The sequence below is a fragment of the Novosphingobium flavum genome (genome assembly GCF_014230315.1).
GTDB lineage: Bacteria > Pseudomonadota > Alphaproteobacteria > Sphingomonadales > Sphingomonadaceae > Novosphingobium > Novosphingobium flavum.
Genome location: NZ_JACLAW010000001.1, coordinates 199,536 through 225,740 on the forward strand (window position 1 = coordinate 199,536; position 26,205 = coordinate 225,740).

Consider the following 26,205-nt stretch of genomic DNA (forward strand, 5'->3'; position numbering starts at 1 on the left):
AGCCTAGCCTGAAACGTCCGGTCGCGCCATTGGGGATAAGCCGGGGTGGCCGGTTGAGCGGGCAGGGGGCAATAGGCCAGAGCGGGATGGTGAACGCTTCCGTCCTCATCGGCACTGAGCCCAATGGCGCGCCCGTGAGCGTCGACATCGAGGAACTGCTGGCCACCCGCCTTCTGGTCCAGGGCAATTCCGGCTCGGGCAAGTCGCACCTGCTGCGCCGCCTGCTGGAGGAAAGCGCCACCCTGGTCCAACAGGTGGTGATCGATCCGGAGGGAGACTTCGTCACCCTGGCCGAACCTTTCGGCCATGTGGTGATCGATGGCAGCGCCTATGCCGGGGACGAGATCGCTCGCCTTGCCGCGCGCATTCGCAAGCACCGCGCCTCGGTTGTCCTCGCGCTCGACGGGCTTGAGCTCGAAGCCCAGATGCGCTGCGCCGCTACTTTCCTCAACACCCTGTTCGATGCCCCGCGCGAGGAATGGTATCCCGCGCTCGTCGTGGTCGACGAGGCGCAGATGTTCGCGCCCGCCGCCGCCGGCGACGTGACCGACGAGGTGCGCAGGATCAGCCTCTCGGCCATGACCAACCTGATGTGCCGCGGGCGCAAGCGCGGCCTTGCCGGGATCATCGCCACCCAGCGCCTGGCCAAGCTGGCCAAGAACGTCGCCGCCGAGGCTTCCAACTTCCTGATGGGCCGCACCTTCCTCGACATCGACATGCAGCGCGCCGCCGACCTGCTCGGCATGGAGCGCCGCCAGGCCGAGCAGATCCGCGACCTTGCGCGCGGCCACTTCCTCGGCCTTGGGCCCGCGATCAGCCGCCGCCCGGTCGCCGTGAAGATCGGCGCGGTAAAGACCGGGGCCAAGAACGTGGTGCACGGCCTGATGCCGCTGCCCACGGCGCAGGGTGCCGACATGGAAAGCCTGCTGCTCTCCGAGCCGCTCGCCGCCGAACCGTTGCCGCGCGTGATTGCCGAGGTCGAAATGCCGCCGGTGGAAAGCGGCGAACTGCTCGAACAGATCGAAAGCTTCGTTCCCGCGGGCGAGGAGCCGGTCGAGCCCCCGGTAGAGCCCAGCCTGTTCGCCGCCGAGGAACAGAGCGCTGGGATCGACGCCATCCTTGCCGAAATGGCCGAGGAGGCGGACTGCACTTTCCAGCCGGTCGCCACTCTGTTCCAGGATTTCACCGTGCGCTGCCGCATGGCCCGGATCGCCGGCCACGGGCTCGACATCACCGCCTTCCGCCGCCGCTTTGCCCTTGCCGTGGCCGGGGTCGATGCGCGCGATCCGGGCTGGGCCGCCATCGTCAGCGCCGCGAACGGCCTTGCCGACGATCTTATCGCCCCCTTCCTCGTCATCGCCCGCGCGGCCCAGACCGGCCTGCCCTGTCCGGACGATCAGGAACTGTGCCGGATCTACGGCACCAATTCGCTCGGCCGCATCCGCCGCCTGCTCGAGCACTATGAAAAGGCCGGCCTGATCGCCATGCGCACCGACTTCGGTGGCCGCCGCTCGATCGGCATTCCCGCGATTGGCGCGACCACGGCCGCCGTGGACTAAGCCGCGCGCGGCGCAGGAAAGGTCAGAAGAGGAAGTCCTGGGGCCGTTGCCCCAGACCCCGGAACGTCTCCCGGCGCTGATCTCGCGTGGAAGGCCGACCCGCGCGTTGCACCATCGCCGGAAGACGGATTGGGGTGCAGGGGTGTTAACCCCTGCATTGTCTTCAGACCTTGAAACCGCTTCGCGGAAAGATTCAGGCCAGCTTCCGCCGGAACTCCTCCAAGCGGCTCACCCCTTCGCTCAGCGTCACCATGTCCTTGCAATGGCACAGCCGCACGATCGCGGTGCGTTCGCCCTGTTCGAGGAAGGCGGAAATCGGGATCGTCGCCACCAGCGCCTCGCGCACGGCGCGCTCGCTGAAAGTCGCGTCGTCGAGCGCTATGCCGCTGGCGGCAAGGTCGATGCAGGTGAACCACGTGGCGGGGCCGGGCAGCGCGGCGAAGCCAGCTTCGGCGAGCAGGCCGTTCAGGTGATCACGCGTTGCCGCCCAGCCGGCGAGGCGCGCGGCCATGAGGTCCGCCACGGCGAGCCCTTCGGCCACGGCATATTGGGTGGCGGGCATGGTGGTGAAGGTGAGGAACTGGTGCGCCCGGCCAAGCACGGCGGCGAGGGCAGGGGCGGCAACCATCCAGCCGATCTTCCAGCCGGTCAGGCCGAACAGCTTGCCCGCCGAGCCGATCTTCACCGTGCGGCTCTCCATGCCGGGAAAGGCCAGCAGCGAGCGATGGACCTTGCCGTCGAAGCGCACGGCCTCCCACACCTCGTCGCAGATGGCGACGAGATCGCGCGACAGGCAGATCTCGGCCAGCATGGCGAGTTCGGCCTCGCTGGCGACCGAGCCGGTGGGATTGAGCGGATCGTTGAGGATCAGGGCGCGGGTGCGCGGGGTGATCCGCGCCTCGATCTCCTCGCGGAGATAGCGCCAGTGCGGCGGGCGCAGCGGCACGAAGACCGGCACGCCCCCGGCGCGGCGCACCATCGGCGCGTAAAGGTCATAGCTCGGCGCGAAGAGCAGGACCTCGTCGCCCGCGCTCACCAGGGCGAGGATCGCCGCGGTCAGCGCCTCGGTCGCGCCCGAGGTGACGATGACGTTTTCGGCCGCGAGGGGGAGCCCCTGGGTGCGGCCATAAAAGGCCGCCACGCCCTCGCGCAGTTCGGGCACGCCGGCCATCGGCGGATATTGGCTCGACCGCTCGCTCAGCGCGCGGGCGGCGGCATCGCGCAGTTCGGCCGGGCCGAAGTCGTCGGGAAAGCCCTGGCCGAGATTGACCCGGCTGCCGTCGCGGCACAGGCCGGACATATATTCGAAGATGGTCAGCCCCATCCCGGCGTAGACTGGATGCGCGCGCATGATGGGGGACTAGCGGCCCCCCGCGCCGCTGTGAAGGCTTGGCCTCACTTCACCGCGTAAAGCAGCCTTCCGGGGCCGAGCAGTTCGAGCACGTCGCCGATCTCGGCGCGCGATACGGCAAAGCAGCCCTGGCTGCGGCCGACCCGGCCCTGTGAATTGGCCATGGCCGGGCTCACATAGTCCGCCGCGTGGATCACGATGGCCCGGCTCTCGGCCATGTTGTTCTGCGGATCGAGACCCTGGAGGCGGCGCGAGCGGCCATGCTCGCCGGAATAGGCATCGCCGGTGAGAAAAGCCCCATCGCACGAGGCGTTGGAGCCGGGTCGGTTGGACAGCCGTTCAACCCAGCCGCGATTGCCCGGGTCCGAGCCGCGGCCGTGGGCGACGAGGTGCGTGGAGACGATCTGCCCTGCCGGCATGTCGACGAGGTAGAACCGCGCCGCCTTCGACGGGGCGGAGAAGTCGACGAGGCCGACCATGTCGCGCGCGGCGATCATCCCGGCGTGGCGATCGAGCGCGGCGCGGGCCTGCGGCAGCAGGAGTGACGAGAACCGGTCGGCGCCGACGGCGGTCTCGGTGAAATCGAGCGGAGCGGCGAAGGCCTCTTCCGGCGCGAGGCTGCGGGGAAGGGCGAGCGCGGCGGCGCCTGCGGCGGTGGCGCCCAGAATGCGGCGCCGGCTGATCATCATGTTCTTGCGATCCCGAAGCGATTATCGTTGTTGTACTGGTCTGAGCGCCATTCGCGCGCCGTCCATGGCCATGATTGCGCAAGCGGCAGGTGATATTCAAGGTTAACGCCTGCGAAGCGTGGTGAATTTGCGCCGGGCCGGGGGAACCATTGGCGCAAACAACCAAGTCTTGCCACACAGCGCGGTCAAATAGGGGATGAAGCCGGGCTGCTGCTGGACAGCGGCATTACGCCCGGTGCAACTGTAAGTTACGGCGCATTAGGGCGAATCACTGCCGGTTAGGGGGACATGACATGAGGCGCATCAAGGCGCGATCGTGGCTGGGAGGTCTGGCGGGCATCATGGCCGCAGCCGGGGCCGTGCCGCTTCAGGCGGCGGAAGGACAGGCTCCCTCGCTGGCGGATTCGTTCCGGATCGGCAATCGCGGTCAGGTCTGCGAGGCGCAGGGGATCAGCGCCGCCGCCGGCCGCCGCTCGGTCTATGACCGGCGCTGGGCCCTGCTCTGCCGCGAAGTGGCGCGCCCCGTGGGCATGGCCGCCTTCGTGCGCGATGGCAGCCGCCCCGCGCCGGGCACCGGGCTGGGCGAGGAGCTGGACTGCACGGGCCCCGCTGCTCCCGGTCCGCTCGGCGCGCAGGCGCAGTCCTGCCGGGGCCGCACCAGCGGCCTTGCCTATCGCAGCTATGTCCGCACAGCATCGCGCGGAACCTGGGTGGTCGAAGGGCTCGAGGCCTATGACAGCGCGCTGCAACTGGCGCTCGCCAGCCTTGCCGAGGACCGGCTCGTGCCGGGCGAAGTCACCGCCGCCAGCCTTGGCAGCGGCGGCGGCAATGCCTTTTTCCAGGCCAAGGCCGGCCTTGCCGATGCCGATAGCCTGATCGGGCAGGGCTATCGCCGCAACGCCGCCGGGGCCTATGCCGAAAGCGCCCAGCTGTTCTCCGCCGTCGCGGGCGAAGTCGGCGCGGGCACGGCCGACAGCGCGGCCCGGCGCCATGAACGCATCATCAACCAGGCGCTCCAGCTCTCCAACCTCGGCCAGTTCGACCAAGCCGCGAAGCTGTTCGGCGAAGCCCACGCCATGCCGGGGATCGACCCGGTGCAGGCGCGCCTCGCCCGCAATTTTGAGGCGATAGACGCGCTCAACCGCCGCGATCTGGCCGCCGTGCCGGAAATCCTCGCGCGGCCGATGCCCTCCTCGGCGGCGGGCATCACCGCCGGAGACGGCGCGGTGACCATCGACGCGGCCACCGCGCAGGGCCTCGGCACCGGCACGGCCGCCGACATGGCAACGATCATGGGCGTCACGGTCAAGCTGACCCCGGCCGAGCGGGCCGAGATTGCCGATGCCCAGGCCGATGCCATCGCCGGCACGGCCCAGCGCATGGCCGGTCGCAGCGCCGAGGCGCGCAGCCTGCTGACCAAGGCCGAGGCGCGGGCGGCGGCGGTGCGTGACGGCCGGGTGATTTCGGTCACCCGCCTGCGCGCCCAGATCCTTTCCGAGATCGGTGAGAGCAACGAGGCCGCCGGAGACCTTGGCGCGGCCGAACGGCTCTACCGCGAGGCCGAGGCGCTGGTCGCCACGCAGTACCCGGATTCGGCCTCGGTCGGCACGGCGCGGGCCCGGCTCGCCGGTTTCCTGATCCGCCACGGCCGCACCGACGAGGCGCGCGGCCTCTACCGCGGGCTGGTTTCCTCGACCATCGGCAGCCGCGACGCGCTGGTCGGGGTGAGCAACCTGATCCGGCCGTGGTTCGACCACCTGGTGAGCGGCGGGGCCACTTCGCCGCAGGACCTGTCAGACCTCCTGCTCGCGAGCCAGTTGGTCGAGCGGCCGGGCGCCGCCGAAACCCTATCCCAGCTCGCCCGCGAACTGGAAGGCGGCAGCGACGAGGCCTCGGCCCTGTTCCGCCGCTCGCTCGCCACCTCGCGCGATCTGGAGCGCAACCGGGTGCAGCAGGCGCGCCTTTCCGGCCTGAACCTCGACCGGACGGCTCTTGCGGGCGAACAGGCCGCGCTCGCCGCCGAGCAAGCCCGGCTGGAAGCGGCGCAGGTCCAGCTGGCCTCGGCGCTTTCGGCTTTCCCTCGCTACCGCGCGGTCGCGCGCGGCTACGTCACGCTCGATGAATTGCATAAGACCCTGCGCCCGGGCGAGGCCTATCTCAAGCTGGTGACGCTGGGCGAGCGGACCTACGCCGTGCTGGTCACGCCCACCGGCGGGCGCGGCTGGCGCATCGGCAAGAGTTCGGCCGAACTGGCCGATCTCGTCTCGACCCTGCGCGATTCGATCTCGGTCACGGTCAACGGCGTGCGTTCGACCTATCCCTTCGACCTTGCCGCCGATGCGGCCCTGTCCGACGCCCTGCTCGGCCCGGTGCGCGGCGACCTTGCCGGCACTTCGCACCTCGTGTTCGAGCCGGACGGGGCCATGCTGCAGCTCCCGCTCAACCTGCTGCTGGCCGACAGTGCCGGGGTCGACGCCTATAACCAGCGCGTCGCCGCGGGCGGGGACGAGTTCGACATGCGCGGGATCGGCTGGCTTGGCCGCAAGACCGCCGTCAGCACGGCGCTCAGCGCGGCCAGCTTCCGCGATGCCCGCGCCGCGCCGCCCAGCCATGCGGGGAAGCTCTATCTCGGCCTTGGGCAGAACCAGCCGCTCGGCGCGGTCTCGCAAGTGCCGACCGTGCGCGGCGCGGCCCAAGCCACCGGGTTCGAGACCGGGTGCGACTGGCCGGTGGCGACCTGGAACCAGCCGGTCTCCGCCGCCGAGCTGACCGAGGCGGCGGGCCTGTTCGGCTCCGGCCGCTCGGCCCTGCTCACGGGCGCGGCCTTTACCGACAGCGCGGTCGAGCAGCGCAGCGATCTCAGCGATTACCGGGTGGTCCACTTCGCCACTCACGGCCTCGTCACCGCGCCGCGCGCCGGCTGCCCGGCGCGTCCGGCCCTGCTGACCTCGTTCGGCGGGGGCGATTCCGATGGCTTGCTGCGCTTTGACGAGATCTTCGCGCTCAAGCTCGATGCCGATCTCGTGATCCTCTCGGCCTGCGACACGGCGGGCGGGGCCAGCCTCGAGGCGACGCGCGAAGCCGGGGTCAGCTCGGGCGGCGGGCAGGCGCTCGACGGTCTGGTCCGCGCCTTCATCGCGGCGGGCGGCCGGCAGGTGATCGCCAGCCACTGGCCCGCGCCCGACGATTTCCGCGCGACCGAGCGGCTGATCGGCGGGTTCTTCGCGGGCCAGGGGGCAGGGGCGGGCGAAAGCGTGGCCGGCGCGCTCCAGCGCAGCCAGGTCGCCCTGATGGACGATGCCGATACGTCGCACCCGTTCTACTGGGCCGGTTTCGCCATCATCGGCGACGGCGAGCGGCCGCTGCAGGCGCGCTGATTTGGCCAGCCGCCCCGCCTTGCCGAGTCGCTCAGGTGTGACTCCGGCCATCACCGGCGCCTCGCGCCGGGTGCTGGCACGCGGTGCGCGCAACCTGCGCGCCGCCGGGCCGAGGCGGCTGGCGATCATGGCCGTCATCCTGCTCGCCGCCCTCGCGCTGGCGGCCTTGTCGTGGCGCCTGCCGGGGGTGGGCGATGCCGAACGCTCGCTCTATGATCTGCGCGCCTATCTCACCGCGCCCCGGGTGGAGCAGGACCCGCGCGTCCTGCTGGTGGTCTATGACGACCAGACCCTGATCGCGGCCAAGAAGCGTTCCCCGCTCGATCGCGGCCTGCTGGCGAAAGCCCTGCGCAACCTCGATGCCATGGGCGCAAAGGCCGTGGGGATCGACATCCTGTTCGACCAGCCGCAGGACGAGGACGACGACCTTGTCGGCGCGCTGCGCGGCATGAAGACCCCGACCTTCATCGCCTATGCCGACGTCGCCGGAAACCGATCCGACATCGTTTATGACCAGCAGCAATATCTCGATGCCTTCCGGGGGCGGCTGGCGGGCAGCACTTCGGGCGCGGCCTCGATCCGGCTGGACTTCGCCAATGGCGCGACCCGGCTCTGGCCCCTGGTCGAAAGCCGCCTGCCGCCGGTGCTCGGCCGGGCCATGCTCGCCGCCGGGGGGGACCGCGCGGCGGTTGACCGCTTCGCCGGCTATCGCGGCGCCGTGCGCTACCGCTTGCCGGTGAGCGAGGACCGCCCGGTCTGGCAGAGCCTCAAGATCGACCTTTTCGCCGACCCCGAGATTGCCGCCGCCATGGCCGATCAGGTGCGCGGCAAATATGTCCTGATCGGCGGCGACATCGTCGATGTCGACCGGGTTCCGACCACCTTCACCGCGATCGACGGCGATGCCGTGCCGGGCCTGCAGGTCCACGCCGCGATGATTGCGCAGATGCTAGACCGCGCGGCGCTGCCCCGGCTCTCGGGTGCCATGCTCGCCCTGCTGGCCGTGCTGGTGGTGGTCAGCGCCGGGCTGACCAGCCTGCTTGAGTGGAAGCCGTGGCGGCTGGTGCCGTTCATCGCGGTCCAGCTCGCCCTGTTCGGCGGAGCGCCGGTTTGGCTGCAATGGCGCGGCGTCGATACCTTCGGCGTGCCTGCCGTGGGCTGGGCCCTCGCCTGGATCGTGGCGTTCGCGGCTGTCTCCTCCGCCGCCCGCGCCTCGACCGCCGAGCAGCGCCGCTTTGCCCACGATGCGCTCGGCAAATACCTCCCGCGCGACATTGCCGAGGAGATCATCGAGCATCCCGAACTGCTCGCCCTCCACGGCGAGAAGAAGGCCCTGTTCATCGTGTTCAGCGATCTCGAGGGCTTCACCCAGATGTCGCACAGCCTTGAGCCGGAGCAGGTGGCGCGGCTGCTCAACCAGTATCTCGAGATGCTGAGCAAGGTCGTGCTCGACCATGGCGGGGTGATCGACAAGTTCGTGGGCGATGCCGTCGTGGCCTTCTGGGGCGCTCCGCTTGCCCGCGACGACGATGGCCGCCGCGCCGCGCTGGCGGCCTATGCCATGTGGCAGGCGGGCGAGGAATTCCGCAGGCTCAACGCCGATGCCGGTCTGCCGCGCATCGGCAAGACCCGCGTGGGCATGCATTACGGCGAGGCCGTTGTCGGCAATTTCGGCGGGGAACGGCGCATTCAATATACCGCGCTGGGCGATGCGATGAACACGGCCGCCCGGCTTGAAAGCGCCAACAAGGCGCTCGGCTCCAGCGTCATGGCCAGCCGCGAACTGGCCGAGCGCTCGGGGCTGGACTGGTGGCGGCCGATGGGCAGCGTGGTCCTGCGCGGCCGGGCCAAGCCCGTCGAGCTGTTCGAGCCGCGGCCCGATTTTCCCGTGGCCGAGCGTGAGGCGCTGGGCGAGGCGCTCGCGCTTCACGCCGCCGATCCGGCGCGCGGAATCGAGGCGCTGAAGGCCGTTGCCGCGCGCCATCCGGCTGACGAGGCCTTGCAGAAATTGATCGAGCGATACGACGTTCAAGAAGAGGTGACTTCCCATGTGCTTGGCTGATCCGCGCGCGATCCTTAAGGTCGCGCTTGCCGCTGGCGCCGCGCTGGCGCTCGCTCCCGCTGCCGAGGCGGCGATCGTGGTGGCATCGTCCGGCCCGTCGGCGGCGGCCTACCCGGTCGGCCGCAAGCTGGATGACAAGGGCTCGGTCGTGCTCAAGGCGGGCGACACGGTGACCGTGCTCGACGCCAAGGGCACCCGCGTCCTGCGCGGTGCGGGATCTTTCGCAGTGGCCGCCCCCGCCGGCGGGCCGGCCAAATCCTCGACCTTCGCCGTGCTGACCATGCAGCGCTCGGCCCAGCGGGTGCGCACCGGGGCCGTGCGCACCGGGGTGGGCAGCGAGCCCGCCGCCAGCCCCAATCTCTGGTTCGTCGATCTCGCCAAGCCCGGCAAGCGCTGCCTCGTGGCGGGGCAGCCGCTACGGCTGTGGCGGCTCGATACCGGCGTGGCCGCCACCTATTCCGCCAGGCTCGATGGCGCGGCATCGGTGCCGCTGGCCTTCCCGGCCGGCGCGATGATCGCATCGTGGGACATGGCCAAGCGCCCGGTGAAGGACGGCTCGGTGCTCGAACTCGCGCAGGGCGCGGCGGCGGCGAAGTTCACGTTCGCTGTCCTGCCCAGCCAGCCGGCCGACGCCGAAGCCATGGCCGCCACGCTGATCGCCAATGGCTGCACCGCGCAGCTCGACCTGCTGTCGTCCACTCTGACGCAGCCCTGAGCAGATGGGGAAGGGGGCTGAAATGACCACGACGATGCAGACCGCAGCCAGCGCGAGGGCCGCTGCCCTGCTGGGCACGGCGCTGATGCTGGCCCTGCCGGGCGCTTCCTTGGCGCAGGAGGCGCCGGGACGCGAGCAACTGGAGGCCCAGCAGGGCCAGCCCGCGCCGACGCCGCCCAGCCGCCTCTCGGTCGAGGGCGGGTTCGAGCGGGGCGACTGCGCGCTGGCCGATCCGGCCATGGCATCGGTCAAGGTCACCTTCTCGCGCGTCAGCTTCGCCGGCCTTCCCGGCATCCCGGCCGGCGAGCTGGACGAGGCGTGGCAGGATCTCGCGGGCAAGGAACAGCCGCTCGCCGCCCTGTGCGAAGTGCGCGACCGGGCGGCGACGATCCTGCGCGCGCGCGGCTTCCTCGCCGCCGTGCAGGTGCCGCCGCAGCGCATCGAAAAAGACGGCGAAGTGCAGATGGACGTGCTCGCCGCCAAGCTGGTCGACGTCGAGGTGCGCGGCAATCCCGGCCATGCCGAAGCGCAGATCGCGGCTCACCTCAGGAAGCTGACCGACCGCCCCTGGTTCAACATCCGCGAGGCCGAGCGGCAGTTGCTGCTGCTGCGCGATCTGCCCGGCTTCGACGTCCGGCTCAAGCTGCGCCCGGCGGGCACGGCGCCCGGCGCGGTGATCGGCGAGGTCACGGTGCGCCGCCGCGCCATCGAACTGCTGGTCGGCGGCCAGAACCTCGGCGCGAAGGCGACCGGGCGCGAAGGGGCCGTGGCCCAGCTCACCGTCAACGACCTCACCGGGCTGGGCGACCGCACCGTTGCCAGCCTGTTCAGCACTCTCCAGCCGCGCGAGCAGACCGTGGCCTCGCTCAGCCACGATTTCGCCGTCGGCGCCGAAGGGCTGCGGATCGGCGGGCGGCTGGTCTATGCCCGCGCCCGGCCCGACATTGCCGGCGGTGCCTTTTCCTCGCGCACCTGGATCGGCAGCGCAGAGCTGTCCTATCCGCTGGTCCGGCGGCAGGGCACGCGCATGGTCGGCTCTGCCGGTCTCGACCATGTCGATCAGGTGATCGATTTCGGCGCGGTCCGCCTCAGCACCGACAAGCTCAGGGTCGGCTGGGGCAAGCTCGGCTTCGACATGGTCGACGGCGCCAGCCTCGCCGGGCGCGGCGGCCATTCGCTGGCCGATCCCTTCCTGCGCCTCGGCGGCGAGGTCGAACTGCGCAAGGGCCTTGCCGCTTTCGGCGCGAGCCGCCCGTGCGACCTGCTATCCAACTGCCTCTCGCCCAACGTGCCGCTCAGCAATTTCGCGGCCAATCCGCAGGGCGGCCTGATCCGGGCCGAGGCGCGGCTCGAACTGCGCCCGTTCAGAGGCGTCACCGTCCTCCTCAGCCCGCGCGGGCAATACAGCGCCAGCCGCCTGCTCAGCTTCGAGCAGTTCACGCTCGGCAACTACACGATCGGGCGCGGCTTCGATCCTGGCGCGGTGCAGGGGGACAGCGGGCTCGGCCTCGGCGCCGAGCTGCGCGCGGGCCGCCTCCTGCCCGACGGGCCGGACGGGTTCGCGATCCAGCCCTACACCTTTGTCGATGCCGGCTGGGCCTGGACAAATGACGGCGGGATCACGCCGATGCGCCGGCTGGTTTCGACCGGCGGCGGCGCGCGGCTGCGCTGGGGCGACCATGCCGATGTGAACCTGCTCGTCGCCGTGCCGCTGGAGCGGGTGCCCGGCGCGACGCAGCTCGGCGCGGCGCGGGTGCTGATGACGTTCTCGACCCGGCTGTTGCCGTGGAAGAGCCAATGAAGGGGAAGGCGGACATGATCGCACGGACTTGCGCCTCTGCGCAGCTGCGCGGCGGCACGGCGATGGCGGCGGCGCTGGTGCTGCTCGCCGGCGGCGGCGCGGCTCGCGCCCAGGGCTTCAACGGCTCGATCAACACGGCCACGTCATCTGGCTATACCGAGATCGCGCCCGGCGACATCCAGATCGACGCCGCCGAGGCGGTGATCAACTGGACCGCGCCCGCCGCCAGCGCGGCCGCGACCGACGTCAACTTCCTCTCCGCCGGCAATACCGTCACCTTCCACGACGGGGTGTCGAGCGGGCTGGCCGATTTCACCGTGCTCAACCGGATCACCCCCACGTTCGGCGGCGCGGCCGTCGCGGCCACGGTCAGCTTCAACGGCACGGTCCAGTCCAACCTCGGTGGGCTCCAGGGCGGCAACGTCTGGTTCTACAGCCCCTATGGCATCATCGCCAATGCGGGCTCCCAGTTCAACGTCGGCAGCCTGCTGCTGACCACGTCCGACATCCAGCTCGCCGCCAATGGCTCGCTCTATCTCGACCAGACGAGCGGCAACCAGATCGGCTTCCTCCAGGCGAGCCAGCCCGGCTCCTTCGTGCGGATCAATCCGGGCGCCTTCATCAGCGCCTCCAACCTCTCGGTCAACAATGCCTATGTCGGCATTTTCGCGCCCCGGATCGAACAGGGCGGCGTGATCCGCTCCGACGGGATGACCGCGCTCGTCGCGGGCGAGGCCGGCACGATCACCTTCAACGCCGGCCTGATCGACGTCGCAGTGAGCGTCGGCACGAGCGACAGCCAGGGCATCGTCCACACCGGCACGACCGGCGGGGCGGCCTCGCTCGACGGCGAGGCGAAGACCGTGGCCATGGTCGCCGTCTCCAAGAACACCGCCCTGACCATGCTGCTGCAGGGCAACATCGGCTACGATCCCGCCGCCGTCGGCATTACTGATGGCGCGGCGGTCACGCTCTATGCCGGCAGCACGACCCAGGCCGATGCCGCCCGCGCCGATGCCTCGGTGTTCGATAACGGCAGTGTCACCGTGACCGCGCCGGCCACGAACACCACCGGCAACATCACGCTCCGCAATGCCCAGTTCGGCTCGCGGCTCTATGCCTTCGCCACCGGCGCCCTGACGCTCGATCCGGTTTATGCCGGGATCAATTCGCCCGGTTTCGTCGATTTCGTCCAGACCGCGCGGCTCTATGGCGGCACGGCAATCAACGCCGCGGTCGACGCGGCCGAAACGGTTACCGCGCAGGATTCGCTCTACCTCGCGCCGCTATTCAAGCGGGTTGGCGAAAACGTGACGATCAAGGTCGCGGGCGATCTCGTCGGCACGCTTGCGCCGGGCCAGTTTACCGTCACCAATCTCCTCAGCATCGATGCCAGCGGCCTGCCCAACACGGCCTCGACCCCCGCCATCGGCGCGGCCGGGCAGGGCGGCACGGTCTCCATCGACATTTCGCAGGGCCTGCTCGCCGCAGGGCAGGGCCTCCAGGTCGTCGCCGACGGCATCGGCACCAGCGGCGATCAGGCGGGCGGCAACGGGACTGGCGGGTCGGTTGACGTCGTGCTCAGCAACAAGGCCACGCTGCGGGCATCGGACCTGACCCTGTCCGCGCTCGGGCAGGGCGGGGGCGCCTTTGCCGCCGCCGGCCCGGCCACGGGCGGCACTGGCACGGGCGGCGTGGTCGCGCTGCGCGACAATGGCGGCACCGTTCAGGTCAATACCGTCTCGCTCTTCGCTCCCGGTTTCGGCGGCGAGGGCAATGTGACCACCGGCAATGCCATCGGCGGCCGCACCAGCGTGCTGATCGCCGGGCAGACCCAGAACTGGTCGTCGCTCGCGGTCGACACCTCGGCCGCCACGGCGCTCCCGGCCTTTGCGTCCAGCGTGCTCGGCAGCGCTACGGCGCTGGCCAATGGCGTCACGATCACGGCCAGCGGCTCGGGTGCCCTCTCGCTTGTCACCCTGACCGCTGAGAACAGCGCTTTCGTCGCCCCCGGCAGCACGGCGGCCCACGCCGCCACCGCGGGCGGAGTGTCGATCACGGCCAGCGGCGGCGGCTCGGTCACGGTGACCGACACCCTGCTTGCCCAGGCCCGAGCCGATCTCGTCGCCGATTCCGGCCCCGGCGACGTGCCGGTCGCCCCGGCGATGACTGGCGGACAGGTCAGCATTTTCGCCAATGGCGGCACGATCACGACCAATACCCTGCTCGCCAATGCCAGCGCCTATGGCCTCGGGGCGAGGCTCACGGCGGCCACGGCGCGCGGCGGCACGGCCAATGTCGGCGCGGGCGGCGGCGGCCTGCTCGACGTTACCGGCCAGTTCGAGGTCCGGGCCGAGGCCTATGGCGCGATCGGCACGGTACAGGGCAGCGCGATCGGCGGCACGGCGCGGGTCTTTGCTGATAATGGCACGGTCAATGCCGCCCAGCCGCTGGTGGTTTCCGCCTCGGCCCTGTCGGGCGGGCTCAACCTCAACGGTTCGCTCAGCGGCACCGGCTTCAATGCCACCGGCGGCACGGCGCTGATCGAGGCGCTCGGCGCCGGGGCCGACATGAACCTTGCCGATGTCCGCCTTTACGCCAAGGGCGAGGCGACCGTCCCCAACGACATCCCGTATGACGGTGCGAGCGATCTTCCCGGCTTTACTGCGGCCGAACTGCGAGGGATCGACGGCAATGGCGGCAGCGGCACCGGCGGAACGGCGCAGATCCGCGTCACCGGCGGCACGCTCGATGCGGCCAAGGTCACGGTCCAGGCCTATGGCCTCGGCGGCGCCTCGGGCATGAGCGCGGGGACCACGCCGTGGCAATCGGGCGCGGGGATCGGCGGGCAGGCCCTCTTCACCCAGAGCGGCGGCGCGGTCACCGCCGCCACGCTCGATCTCGGCGCCAATGGTCTTGGCGGCACCTATCAGGCCGCCGCCGATCCGGGCGCGCTCCCGTCGCTCGGCGGCGCGGCCAGCGGCGGCACGGCGCGGGCGGCGCTCTCGGGCGGCAGCCTGACCCTCACCGGCGGCCTCTCGCTCGTGGCCTTCGCCACGGGCGGGCGGGGGATGGATTCGTCCGACGGCGCGGCGGGCGGCAGCGGCGGCGCGGCCAGCAATGGCGCGGCGCTGGCCGAACTGCTGATGCCAGCGGGGTCGACCGCCACTCTCTCCGCCAGTTCGGTCAGCGCTACGGCCTCGGCCTTCGGCGGCCCGGGCGGCGCCTCGGCCACGGGCTCGGCGGGCGCGGGCGGCGCGGCCACGGCGGGCACGGCCCGGGCCAGCCTTGCTGACGGCGGCTTCACCCTGCCCGGCGGCATGAACCTTTCGGCCACCGCCTTTGGCGCGGGCACGGCGGGCGGGACCGGCGGCACCGCCGCCTTCCTCCTGACCGACACCCTGGCCGCCCCGGCCACCACCCGCTCGATCGGCACCCTCCAGCTCGACGCCAGCGGCGCGGGCGGCACATCCAGCGCGGGCACCACGCTGTTCACGGCCCAGGCCGGCCGGGCGGCTTCTGCCCTCAGCCTGTTCAGTGTCTCGGCCCTCTCTGGCGGGACCACGGCGGCGGCGGGCAATGGCTTCGTCGGCGTGCTCGGCGCGGTCCCGGTCTCGGTCGCCGGCACCTTCTTCGTCCAGACCCCGCGCGACATCGCGCTCACCACCACGGCGGGCGGCGGGCTCACCACCGGCGGGCCGATCATCCTCAATGGCCGGGGGATCGCCGGCACCGGCATCGGCCTGCTCTCGGCCGGCGGTGCCTTCACCGCCACGGCGAGCGGCGGGGGCATCACGCTGGGCGCGACCAGCTCGGGTGCCGCCACCACGCTGACCGCGACCGGGCCGATCGCCGTGTCGAGCCTGACCTCGACCGGCGCGATCAATGCCAGCGGCAGCGCGATCACGCTGGGCAGCGCCACGACCAATGGCACGACTACGCTTGCTGCCACGGGCGCGATCGCGGTCACCAACCTCGCTTCGGCGGGGACGGTCACGGCCAATGGCGGCTCGGTCACGATCGGCTCGACCGGATCGCTGACCTTCGCCAATTCGGCCGCCAGCGCGGGCGCCTTCGCGGCCACGGCCACCGGCAGCCTGACCTTCGCCAATGTCGGCGCCACCGGGGCCTTCACCGCCACTTCGGGCGGCCTCGCCACCTTCAACGGCATCGCGCAGGGCTCGTCGATCACGGTGACCTCGCCCAACATCGCGGTGAGCGCCGGCGCGCGCCTCGGCACGCGCGGGCTGACCCAGACGATCCTGCTGGTCAACTCGGCACCGGGCGCGGGCACGGTGCTGGGCGGCGCGGGCGCGGCCAGCGGGTGGAGCCTCGATGCGGCCGAGGCCCTGCGCCTCTTCGCCGACCAGTCGATCACCGTGCAGGTCCCGGCCTCGGCCGTCTCCGCGGGTGACGTCACGATCGGCGCGCTCGGCTTCGGCTACGGCGCGGCCAGCAATGTCGGCACCGGCGGGACCTTCGCGGTCACCACGCCGGGCCGCATCCGCGTGATCGGCGCCGTCGCCCCGGTGATGAGCTCGGCGACCGACCGCCTCAGCCTCACCGCCGGGACCTTCATCGACGTGGTCACCGATACCGGCTCGATCGTCCTGCAAACCCAGGCGGGCGCACTTGCGGGCATCCTCAGCCTCACCGCGCCCACCGTCCGGGTCGGCACCAGCGCGGCGCTGACCGCGCTCAGCGGGATCACCTCGCTCAGCGAGGCGAGCGACCGGCTCGCCCAGAACGACGGGGTGATCAACGTCGCCGGCGCGGTCCGGGCCAACGCCCTCGTCTTCACCGTCTCGGGCAATACGCTCTACATCCAGAACAGCGGCACCGACACGGCCTTTGCCAACCGGCGCGGCTTCACCGCCAATTCGCTGGCGATAAACGGCCTCGCCGGGGCCCAGCCGTCCTTCGCGATCAACGGCGTGATCAATGCGGCGGGCACGGCGCTGACCGGCCTTGCGACCTATACGGCGGTGACCGTAAACGGCGTTCCGGCCATGTTCGGCGGGCCGTTCAACCCGCTCTCCACGATCAACGGCTGCCGCGTCGGCCCGGCCTGCGGCTTGCCGCCGGGGCAGATCATCCAACCGCGCGAAACCATCGTGGTCCTGTTCGGCGATCCGCTGTCGGGTAATCCGTTCACGAGCAATTCGCTCTCCGGCCTTCCCGGCGCCAGCGGAGGAACGGGTTCGGTGTTCAACTTGCCGCTGGTCCAGTACGGCACCCCGCCATTGCTGGATTCTCCACCGCTAATTGATGAACCGGTGACCGGAATAGGCAACGATGACTTGTGGCAGCGCCGCTGCGATGCTGAAAAGGACTGCGAAGGGTAACAGGGGGGCTTTGTGAATCCTGTCGTGTCCGCGACCGGGGGTAGCCGCAGTCTGGCGCCCTCTGCCGTCTGGCTGGTGCTGGCGTTGTTCGTGGCCGTGCTGGCCGCGGGCGTTGCCTATGCCGCCGCGCGCTACGAAGGCGTGGCCAGCTGCGCGGGCTCGACTTGCCACGGCCGGCCCGAAGGCAACGGCAAGGTCGTGCGGCAGGATGAATTGGCCCACTGGCAGGACCCCGCCTCGCAGGGCGGCGCGCACAGCCGGGCCTATGCCGTGCTCGCCGGGCGGCGCGGGGCACAGATCGCGGCCACGCTCGGCCTTGGCGATGCCACCTCGGCCCCGGCCTGCCTCGGCTGCCATTCGACCGACGCCCCGGCCGCCGCGCGCGGCGAGCGTTATCAGCAGACCGACGGGGTGGGCTGCGAGAGCTGCCACGGCCCCTCGGGCGGCACGTGGATTTCCAGCCACTACACCATGGCCGGCACACACGCCGCCAATGTCGCGGCCGGGCTCATCCCGCTTGAACGGCCGCAGGTCCGCGCCGGGGTCTGCCTCGATTGCCACTTCGGCAGCAGCCAGCCGGGCCAGTTCGTCACGCACCGGATGATGGCCGCCGGCCACCCGCGCGTCTCCTTCGAGCTGGACCTGTTCTCCGCCCTCCAGCAGCACCATGACGAGGATGCCGACTACCGCCAGCGCAAGGGGCGGACCGACAGCGTCAAGCTCTGGGCCGTCGGCCAGGCCGAAGCCGTGCGCCGCTCGCTCGCGCTGTTCCAGCAGCCGAAACTGGCCAGCCAGGGCCTCTATCCCGAGTTCTATTTCTTCGACTGCCATTCCTGCCACCGCGGAATCGAAGACGGGCCCGAGCGCAAGCTGACCTTCGAGGCGAACCCCGCCCGCCCGCAGCCCTTCGCCACGCCGCCCTATAACGACGAGAACATGATCCTGCTCTCGGCCGCCGCCCGCGTCCTCGCTCCGGCCGAGGCCGCGCGGTTCGAGGCGGCGAGCAAGGCCTTCCACGCCGCCATGGGCAGCGGCCGGGCCGAGGCGGTGTCGGCAGCGGGCCGGCTCTCGGCCAGCGCCGGCACCCTGTCCTCGGCGCTGGCGAGCGGCGCCTACGGTCCGGACAGCGCCTTCAAGGTGATCGCCACCATTGCCGGCCAGGCGATCAGCCCCCGTTTCACTGACTATGCGGGCTCGGTCCAGGCGGTCATGGCGGTCGATACCCTGCTCAATGCGCTGGTCCGCGAGGGCCGGGTAACGGTGGGCGCCGCCGCCGGCATCCGCGCCGACGTCAACCGCGCCTATGCCGCCGTGAAGGGCCCGAACAGCTACAATCCCGCGCAGTTCCGCACTGCCCTCGGCGCGGCCGCGCGTTCCGTGAGCGCGCTGCAATGATCCGCCCTCTCGGTACGGCCCTGTCCAGCCTCGCGCTCCTCTCGCTCGCGGCCTGCGGCGGGGGAGCGGGCTCCTCCCCGGCGGCCAATCCCACGACCACGCCGAGCACGACCACGGCCAATTACACCGTCCCCAGCCAGCAGGCGCTGAGCGTGGCCGAGGTTCAGAAGATCCTCGCCCAGACCGCCGCCCAGGCCCAGGCCGACGGCAAGCCAGCCGTCGTCGCGGTAACCGACCGGGTCGGCAATGTCCTCGCCGTCATGCGGATGACCGGGGCCCCGGCCAACGCCCATATCCCCGAGGCGCCCGACGGTTCGCGGCAGGACGTTCAGGGCCTCGACGTCCCGGCCGAGGCCGCCGCGATCGCCAAGGCCGTCACCGGGGCCTACCTGTCCAGCGGCGGCAATGCCTTCTCCAGCCGCACCGCCTCGATGATAGTCCAGCAGCACTTCCCGCCCGCGCCCACCACGGCGGGGTTGGAGAGCGGCCCGCTGTTCGGCGTCCAGTTCAGCCAGCTGCCCTGTTCGGACCTTGCCGCGCGCTTCGCCGTGTCGGGCGCCGATGCCCTGATCGGCCCCAAGCGCTCGCCGCTCGGCCTCAGCGCCGATCCCGGCGGCTTCCCGCTCTACAAGAACGGCGTCGTGGTCGGCGGGGTAGGGGTCTTGTCCGACGGCACCTATTCGCTCGATCCCAACGTCCTCGATGTCGATTCAGACGCCGATGAGCGGATCGCGCTCGCCGGCACGGTCGGCTTCGAAGCCCCGACCACGATCCGGGCAGACAAGATCTACGTCGATGGCACCCAGCTGCGCTATTCCGATGCTGACTATACCCAGCTCGCCGGCACCGTCGCCGCCGCGACATATGCGGCCACGATCCCCGCGCTCGGCGTGATCGAGGCGATCACCGGCTATTTCGCCGGCACCGTCCGCGCCGGCACCGCATATGGAACCGAGGCCTCGGGCATCCGCGCCGCCACCACGACCGAATTCGCCAATGCCGATGCCTTCCTCCTCTCGGACGGTTCGGGCAACGCCCGCTTCCCCATCAAGGCGGGGACCGACGCCGCCGAAGTCGGCACGGCGCTCACCGCCGCCGAAGTGCGCACCGTGCTGGCCCAGGCCTTCACCATCATGACCCGCGCCCGCGCCCAGATCCGCCAGCCGCTCGATAGCCGCGCGCAGGTCTCGATCTCGCTGGTCGATACGCGCGGCACCGTGCTCGGCCAGGTCCGCTCGCCCGATGCGCCGATCTTCGGGATCGACGTTTCCTTGCAAAAGGCGCGCACCGCCGCCTTCTTCTCCGGCGCCAGCGCGGGCAGTGACCTTGCCGCCGATCCCAGCGCCGACGTGCGCAGCTTCGTCCCCGCCGTGCGCACTTTCCTGGCCGATCCCACCGCGCTCACCGGCAAGATCGCCTTTTCCGACCGCGCCGGCGGCAACCTCTCGCGGCCCTATTTCCCGGATGGTCAGGTGGGCACGGCCAACGGCCCGTTCTCGCGCCCCATCGCCAGGTTCAACCCGTTCTCCACCGGCCTGCAATCGGCGCTGGTCCTCACCAATCTGGCCGAGCACGTGAACTACGTGATCGGCGCGAGCGGGACCGACACGGCACGCCGCTGCACCAAGATCCCGGACGTGGTCAGCGGCCAGAACCGCCTCCAGAACGGCATCCAGATCTTCCCCGGCTCGGTGCCGATCTATCGCGGCAGCCAGCTGGTCGGCGCGATCGGCGTCTCGGGCGACGGGATCGACCAGGACGACATGATCTCGTTCCTCGGCGTCAACAATGCGAGCACTGCGCTCGGCGGCGCGATCGCCAATGCCCCGGCTTCGATCCGGGCCGACAATGTGGTCGTTGCGGTCGGCAGCGGGGTGCGCCTGCGCTACATTTCCTGCCCCTTCGCGCCGTTCCTCGATACGTCCGACCAGAACGTGTGTCAGGGGCTCTAGCGTGAGCGCGCTCCTGCTGCTCCCGGCCCTGATGCTCCAGCAGGCGGCGGCCGAGGCCGCCCCGCCGCCCGCGCCCGCCGCCGAGGCGGAGACCGCGCCCCCCGCGCTAGACCGCGAGACGATCGACGGCCGCCGCCGCCCCGGCTACGCCGCCCCGCTGCCCGAGCCGGTCACGCAGGACAATCCCGGCGCCGTCCGCGCGCCCCCGCCGGAGGCCTTTCCGACCGACACCATCTCGATCCCCGATCGCTGGCGCATCCTCACCGGCCTCTGCCCCCGGGGGGAGGACCGCTCGCTCTTCACCGTGTTCAGCGCCATGCGCGACGTCTGCCACGGCCGGGCCGACCCCTATCACCAGAACGTGCTCAAGGGCGACCTGCCGCTGGCCAAGGGCAAGCGTCCCGGCTTCCTCAAGGAGGATGACTGGTTCCTCACCGTCACCGCCGTCAGCGACACGGTGCTGGAGCCGCGCACCTTTCCCATCCCGGTCGGGGTGCAGACCACTTCGCGCCCGCAGTCGCTCGACGTTTTCGGCAAGGACGCCAGCTTCGTCTTCTCGCAGACCTTTCTCGCCGGGCTCGGGCTGACCAAGGGCAACACCGCGTTCAAGCCGCCGCACATCGAATACAAGCTGCTGCTGGCCTACAACGTCAACTACGTGAAAGTGCCGGAGCGGCGCGTCCTGTTCGTCGAGCCGTCCAAGGGCACGCACCGCACCGACGCCTGGCTCGGCGTGCAGGAAGCCTTCGTCGACTATCACCTCAGGAACACGTCGGAGCGCTACGACTTCGACTCTATCCGCGTCGGCATCCAGCCTTTCCAGTCGGACTTTCGCGGCTTCCTGTTCAACGACCAGACGCTCGGCGCGCGTCTGTTCGGCAACCGCGACAACAACCGCGTGCAATACAACCTCGCCGCTTTCTGGCGGCTGGAGAAGGACACCAATTCGGGCCTCAACAAGGCCACCACCCGCCCGCGCGACGATTGGGTCTTCACCGCCAATCTCTACCGCCAGGATTTCCTCGTCCCCGGCCTGACCGGCCAGCTCAGCTTGACCTGGAACCGCAACCGCGAGGCGGACGACATCGAGATCGACGACAACGGCTTCCCGGTCCGTCCGGCCCTGCTCGGCACCCTGCGCGGCCGGGCCTACGATGCCTTCTACATCGGGCAGGGGTTCGATGGCCACGTCGGCCGCATTAACCTCACCACCCAGGCCTATGCCGCCTTCGGGTCCGACCGCAATTCCTTCTTCACCGGGCGCCGCGCGGCGATCCGCGCCTTCATGGGCGCCGGAGAGGCCAGCCTCGATCATGACTGGATGCGCCTGCGACTCTCCGCGCTCTATGCCAGCGGTGATGGCGACCCCTACGACGACAAGGAAGGCGGCTTCGACGCCATCGTCGAGAATCCGCTCTTCGCGGGGGCCGACACCTCCTACTGGATTCGCCAGTCGATCCCCTTCGCGGGCGGGGGCCGGGTGATCGCCCTCTCGGGCCGCAACGGCCTCCTCAATTCCCTGCGCTCGTCCAAGGATCAGGGCCAGTCCAATTTCAACAACCCCGGCACCGTGCTGCTCGGGGCAGGGGGCGACTTCGACCTGACCCCCGCCTTCCGCCTTTCCGGCAATGCCAACCGCCTGTGGTTCGCGAAAACGACCGTGCTCGAAACCCTGCGCAACGAAGGCTCGATCCCCGCCTCGATCGGCTGGGACCTGTCGACCTCGGCGGTCTGGCGGCCCAAGGCCAACCAGAACATCGTTCTGCGCCTCTCCGGCGCGGTCCTGCTCCCCGGCAGCGGCTTTCGTGACCTGTTCGACAATGCCGGCGGCCAGAAGCACTACTATTCCATCCTCGCCAATGCGGTCCTGAGCTACTGATGCGCGCCCTTCGCCTCGCCTTGCCCCTGCTGCTGCTGGCCTTCGCGCTCCTGCTCGGCCCGAACCGCGCCGTCTTTGCCAGCGAGGAGGAGCGGCCGGTCCAGCGCACCTATGCCAAGTCGGCGCCCGCGCCCGCCAGCCAGACGCAGGAGGCGATGGACGCCAAGTCCGAAGGCTGCGTCTCGTGCCACGTGAAGAGCGATGCGCCGACCATGCACCTGACCCCGGCGGTCAAGCTCGGCTGCACCGATTGCCACGGCGGCGATGCGGCAGTGCGCGGCAATCCCCGCCTCTCGCGCACCGATCCGCAATACATCGCCGCGCGCGAAAAGGCCCACGTCCTGCCGCGCTACCCGCACTCGTGGAACTATCCGTCCAGCGCCAATCCGCCGCGCTCCTATGCGCTCCTCAACAAGGAAGCGCCCGAATACGTCCGCTTCATCAATCCCGGTGACCTTCGGGTCGCGCGCGAGGCCTGCGGCGCCTGCCACCTCGCCACGGTCGAGGCTTCGGAGCGCTCGTTGATGGCCAGCGGCGCCATGCTGTGGGGCGGGGCCGGCTACAACAACGGCATCGTCCCGTTCAAGAACTACCTCTTCGGCGAGGCCTATACCCGCGAGGGCGAACCGGCCAAGATCGTCTCCCCCGGCACCCCGCCGGGCACGGTCACCAAGGCGCAGAAGGATCGCGGCGCGCTCGCCGAAATGTACCCGCTGCCGCGCTGGAACGTGATCCCGCCGGGCGACATCTTCCGCGTGTTCGAGCGCGGCGGCCGCACCATCGGCTCGGCCTTTTCCGAGATCGGCCTGCCCAACCTGTCGGGCTCGATCCAGAAGCTGGAGGAACCGGGCCGCCCCGATCTCAAGCAATCCAACCGCGGTCCCGGCACGGGCCTGCGCGTGGCGATCCCGGTGCTCAACATCCACAAGACCCGGCTCAACGACCCCTACCTGTGGTTCATGGGCACCAATGACCAGCCGGGTGACTATCGCTCCTCCGGCTGCACCGGCTGCCACGTGATCTATGCCAATGACCGCGAACCGCGCCACAGCCTGACCTATGCCCAATACGGCCGCGACGGGCAGACGATCACCGCCGATCCGACCATCGCCGACAAGCTGGTCAAGGTAGGCGGCGAGAGCGGCCACGGCGCGCTCAAGGGCGATCACGGCTCCGTCGATGATCACGCTGGGGGCGAGCTGGTCAAGGAGAGCGGCCACCCGCTGAGCCACGTCTTCACCCGCGCGATCCCCACGGCGCAGTGCATGAACTGCCACATGCACCAGCCCAATATCTTTCTGAATTCCTACCTCGGCTACACGATGTGGGACTACGAATCCGACGCCCCCAAGATGTGGCCGGAAAAGCAGAAGTACCCCACGGCCGCCGAAGTGCGCGAAACCAACGAGCGCAATCCCGAAGGGGCCGCCGCGCTCGGCAAGTGGTCGGACCTCGATTTCCTTCGCAATGTCTACGATCTCAATCCCACGCTGAAGGACACCCAGTTCGCCGACTATCACGGCCACGGCTGGAACTTCCGCGGCATCTTCAAGCGCGACCGCGAGGGCAACCTGCTCGACGCCGAGGGCAAGATCGTCTCGCCCGACGATCCGGAAAAGTGGCGCAAGAAGGGGGAGGGCCAGTTTGTGCCCCCCGGCACCAACCCCGGCAAGGCGGTCCACCTGATGGACATCCACGCCGAAAAGGGCCTGCAATGCGCCGACTGCCACTTCTCGCAGGATGCTCACGGCAATGGTCTGATCTACGGCGAGGTCGCCAACGCGATCGAGATCGGCTGCAAGGACTGCCACGGCACGTCCGAAGCCCTGCCCAGCCTGCGCACCTCCGGCCCTGCCGCCCCGCCCAAGGGCAATGATCTCTCGCTGCTGCGCAACCCCGATGGCCAGCGCCGCTTCGAGTGGATGGACGAGGGCGGCCGCCGCGTGCTGGTCCAGCGCTCGATCGTCGATCCCAAGCTCGAATGGCGCGTCCACCTCGTGAAGGACTCGGTCGATCCCGCCTCGCCCTATTTCAACGCCAGGGCCGCCCGCGCCAAGCTGATGGGCAAGAGCGGGGCTGACGACGGGCTGTACCGCTTCGGCCCCGGCGTGCCGCTCGATCAGCGCGCCCACGATCCGGACAAGATGGCCTGCTTCACCTGCCACCTCTCGTGGACCACGAGCTGCGGCGGCTGCCACCTCCCCATCGAGGCCAACTGGAAAACCACGATGCACCGCTATGAGGGGGAGGAGACGCGCAATTTTGCGACCTACAACCCGCAGGTCGCGCGTGACGAGATGTTCCAGCTCGGCAAGCACATGACCACCAAGGGCGCCGAGATCGCCCCGGTCCGCTCCACCTCGGCGCTGGTGCTCAGTTCCACCAACGTCAACCGCGAACGGATCTACATCCAGCAGCCGCCGATCAGCGCGATCGGCTTCTCCAGCCAGGCCTTCGCCCCCCATTTTCCGCATACCGTACGGACGACCGAGACCAAGACCTGCACCGACTGCCACCTCTCGGCGGCGGACGACAACAACGCGATCATGTCCCAGCTCATGCTGCTCGGCACCAATTTCGTGAACTTCGTCGGCCTCAACGCTTGGACTGGGCTGGAAGGCGGTATCCAGGCCACCCGCGTTACCGAATGGAGCGAGCCGCAGGCGGTGATCGGCTCCTACCTCCAGAAATACGCTTACCCCGACTATTTCCGCCAGCACGTCGAACAGAACGGGCGCGAGCTGAAGAACTGGACCCGCGGCAAGACCTTCGACGGCAAGCTTTCGGGCGAGACCGTCCCGCTCGAACAGTTCCGCAACGTGGTGCAGGGCACCGGCGATAAGGTCGGCTGCGTCCAGCTGCGCGGCGAATATCTGTTCGTCGCCGAAGGGCGCGGGGGCTTCAAGGCCTACGACGTCGCCTCGATCGCCAACAAGGGCGTGTCCGATCCGATCCTGTCCGGCCCGTCATCCCCGCTCGGCCACAGGACTCAGGTCAAGTCGGCCAATGCCACCTGCATGGCGCTGCCCACCAACCAGGCCATCGCCCCCACCCGCAACACCCCCGAACTGCGTGACATCAACCAGGAGCAGGCCTTCCTGCCGATCTATTCCTACGCCGCCGTCACCGACGCCGTCGAAGGCCTGATCATGGTCAATGTCGATACGCTGGCCGATGGCGAACTGCGCAACAATTTCCTCAAGCGCGCCGTCACCTGGAACCCGGACAACGTGCTGAAGGGCGCGCGCCACGTCCAGCTGGCGGGCGAGGTCGCCTATATCACCGCCGACGCCGGCCTCGTCGTGGTCGATCTCCACGATCCGCTGCACCCGAAGCTGGCGGCCGTCCGCCCGCTGACCGACGCCCGCGCCAGCGCGATCCAGTTCCGCTACCTGTGGGTGACCGACAAGGACGGCCTCAAGCTGTTCGACGTCACCGACCTACGCAATCCGGTCGCCATGCCCTCGGGCACGGTCCCGCTGGCCGATGCGCGCCGGGTCTATCTCGCCCGCACCTATGCCTATGTCGCCGCCGGGGCCGAGGGCCTCGCCATCATCAACATCACCCGGCCGCTCGCGCCCGCCCTCTACCAGAAGGTCAGCTTCGGCGGGGCGATGAACGATGCGCAGGACGTCATCGTCGGCACCACCAATGCCAGCCTCTTCGCCTACGTGGCCGACGGCCGCAACGGCCTCAAGGTGATCCAGCTGACCAGTCCGGGCAGCCAGCCCAATTTTTATGGCTTCTCGCCCGCACCCAAGCCCGAGCTGATCGCATGGGCCAAGACGCCCAGCCCCGCGCTGTCCCTCTCCAAGGGGCTGGACCGCGATCGCGCAGTGGACGAGACTGGCGGCCAGATCGCCGTCTTCGGCCGCCTCGGCTCGCGCCCTTTCACCCGGCCTGAGATGGAAACCCTGTTCCTCAACCGCCGGGGTTTCCCCTTCAAGGTGAGCGACACGGTCGACATGAACGCCTGGCTCTCGCGCTGAAATCGCCACCGGCAAAGTCCTTGCCGCACTGCGAAGAATCCTGACTCGCCTTGGTAATTTTACGTGGTAAGGTCGCCGCTCCGGAATGCAG

The 26,205-nt window shown here is 70.0% G+C and carries 12 protein-coding genes; 10 read left to right on the plus strand and 2 right to left on the minus strand.

The features are described 5' to 3' along the window. The first annotated feature begins 89 nt into the window (after positions 1 to 89). Positions 90 to 1,559, plus strand: a complete 1,470-nt coding sequence (locus H7F51_RS00910) for a helicase HerA domain-containing protein (protein WP_425490982.1) — start codon at positions 90 to 92, stop codon at positions 1,557 to 1,559. Between the two features lie 193 nt (positions 1,560 to 1,752). Here the strand turns inward: H7F51_RS00910 and H7F51_RS00915 are convergent, their stop codons facing one another. Then, positions 1,753 to 2,910 carry an aminotransferase class I/II-fold pyridoxal phosphate-dependent enzyme gene (locus H7F51_RS00915; RefSeq protein ID WP_185662322.1) on the minus strand — a complete coding sequence of 386 codons (1,158 nt, stop codon included), beginning with the start codon at positions 2,908 to 2,910 and terminating at the stop codon, positions 1,753 to 1,755. A 44-nt stretch (positions 2,911 to 2,954) separates the two neighbouring features. Next, positions 2,955 to 3,599 (minus strand): murein L,D-transpeptidase catalytic domain family protein, encoded by a 645-nt coding sequence (locus H7F51_RS00920; protein ID WP_185662323.1) that lies wholly within the window; start codon positions 3,597 to 3,599, stop codon positions 2,955 to 2,957. A gap of 293 nt (positions 3,600 to 3,892) precedes the next feature. On the opposite strand from H7F51_RS00920, the gene H7F51_RS00925 reads away from it, so the two are divergent. From H7F51_RS00925 to H7F51_RS00965, 9 genes are read left to right on the plus strand one after another with little or no spacing between them, the layout of a single operon-like run. After that, the gene (locus H7F51_RS00925) at positions 3,893 to 6,976 is read left to right on the plus strand and encodes a CHAT domain-containing protein (RefSeq protein WP_246447565.1); all 3,084 of its coding nucleotides are present in this window, start codon (positions 3,893 to 3,895) and stop codon (positions 6,974 to 6,976) included. A 37-nt stretch (positions 6,977 to 7,013) separates the two neighbouring features. Next, positions 7,014 to 9,038 (plus strand): CHASE2 domain-containing protein, encoded by a 2,025-nt coding sequence (locus H7F51_RS00930; RefSeq protein WP_343061154.1) that lies wholly within the window; start codon positions 7,014 to 7,016, stop codon positions 9,036 to 9,038. Continuing rightward, positions 9,025 to 9,753 (plus strand): hypothetical protein, encoded by a 729-nt coding sequence (locus tag H7F51_RS00935; RefSeq protein ID WP_185662325.1) that lies wholly within the window; start codon positions 9,025 to 9,027, stop codon positions 9,751 to 9,753. Before H7F51_RS00930 ends, H7F51_RS00935 begins: the two co-directional genes overlap by 14 nt. Positions 9,754 to 9,775: 22 nt before the next feature. Then, positions 9,776 to 11,554, plus strand: coding sequence for a ShlB/FhaC/HecB family hemolysin secretion/activation protein (locus tag H7F51_RS00940; RefSeq protein WP_185662326.1), 1,779 nt, complete (start codon positions 9,776 to 9,778; stop codon positions 11,552 to 11,554). A gap of 14 nt (positions 11,555 to 11,568) precedes the next feature. Continuing rightward, entirely contained in the window at positions 11,569 to 16,899 is a 5,331-nt protein-coding gene (locus H7F51_RS00945; protein ID WP_185662327.1) for a beta strand repeat-containing protein, read from the plus strand. Positions 16,900 to 16,923: 24 nt separating this feature from the next. Then, positions 16,924 to 18,294 (plus strand): multiheme c-type cytochrome, encoded by a 1,371-nt coding sequence (locus tag H7F51_RS00950; RefSeq protein ID WP_185662328.1) that lies wholly within the window; start codon positions 16,924 to 16,926, stop codon positions 18,292 to 18,294. Further along, entirely contained in the window at positions 18,291 to 20,246 is a 1,956-nt protein-coding gene (locus H7F51_RS00955) for a heme-binding protein (RefSeq protein WP_185662329.1), read from the plus strand. Before H7F51_RS00950 ends, H7F51_RS00955 begins: the two co-directional genes overlap by 4 nt. A 1-nt stretch (position 20,247) precedes the next feature. Further along, positions 20,248 to 22,125 carry a hypothetical protein gene (locus tag H7F51_RS00960; RefSeq protein WP_185662330.1) on the plus strand — a complete coding sequence of 626 codons (1,878 nt, stop codon included), beginning with the start codon at positions 20,248 to 20,250 and terminating at the stop codon, positions 22,123 to 22,125. Further along, the gene (locus H7F51_RS00965) at positions 22,125 to 26,114 is read left to right on the plus strand and encodes a hypothetical protein (RefSeq protein WP_185662331.1); all 3,990 of its coding nucleotides are present in this window, start codon (positions 22,125 to 22,127) and stop codon (positions 26,112 to 26,114) included. Before H7F51_RS00960 ends, H7F51_RS00965 begins: the two co-directional genes overlap by 1 nt. Positions 26,115 to 26,205: the final 91 nt, after the last annotated feature.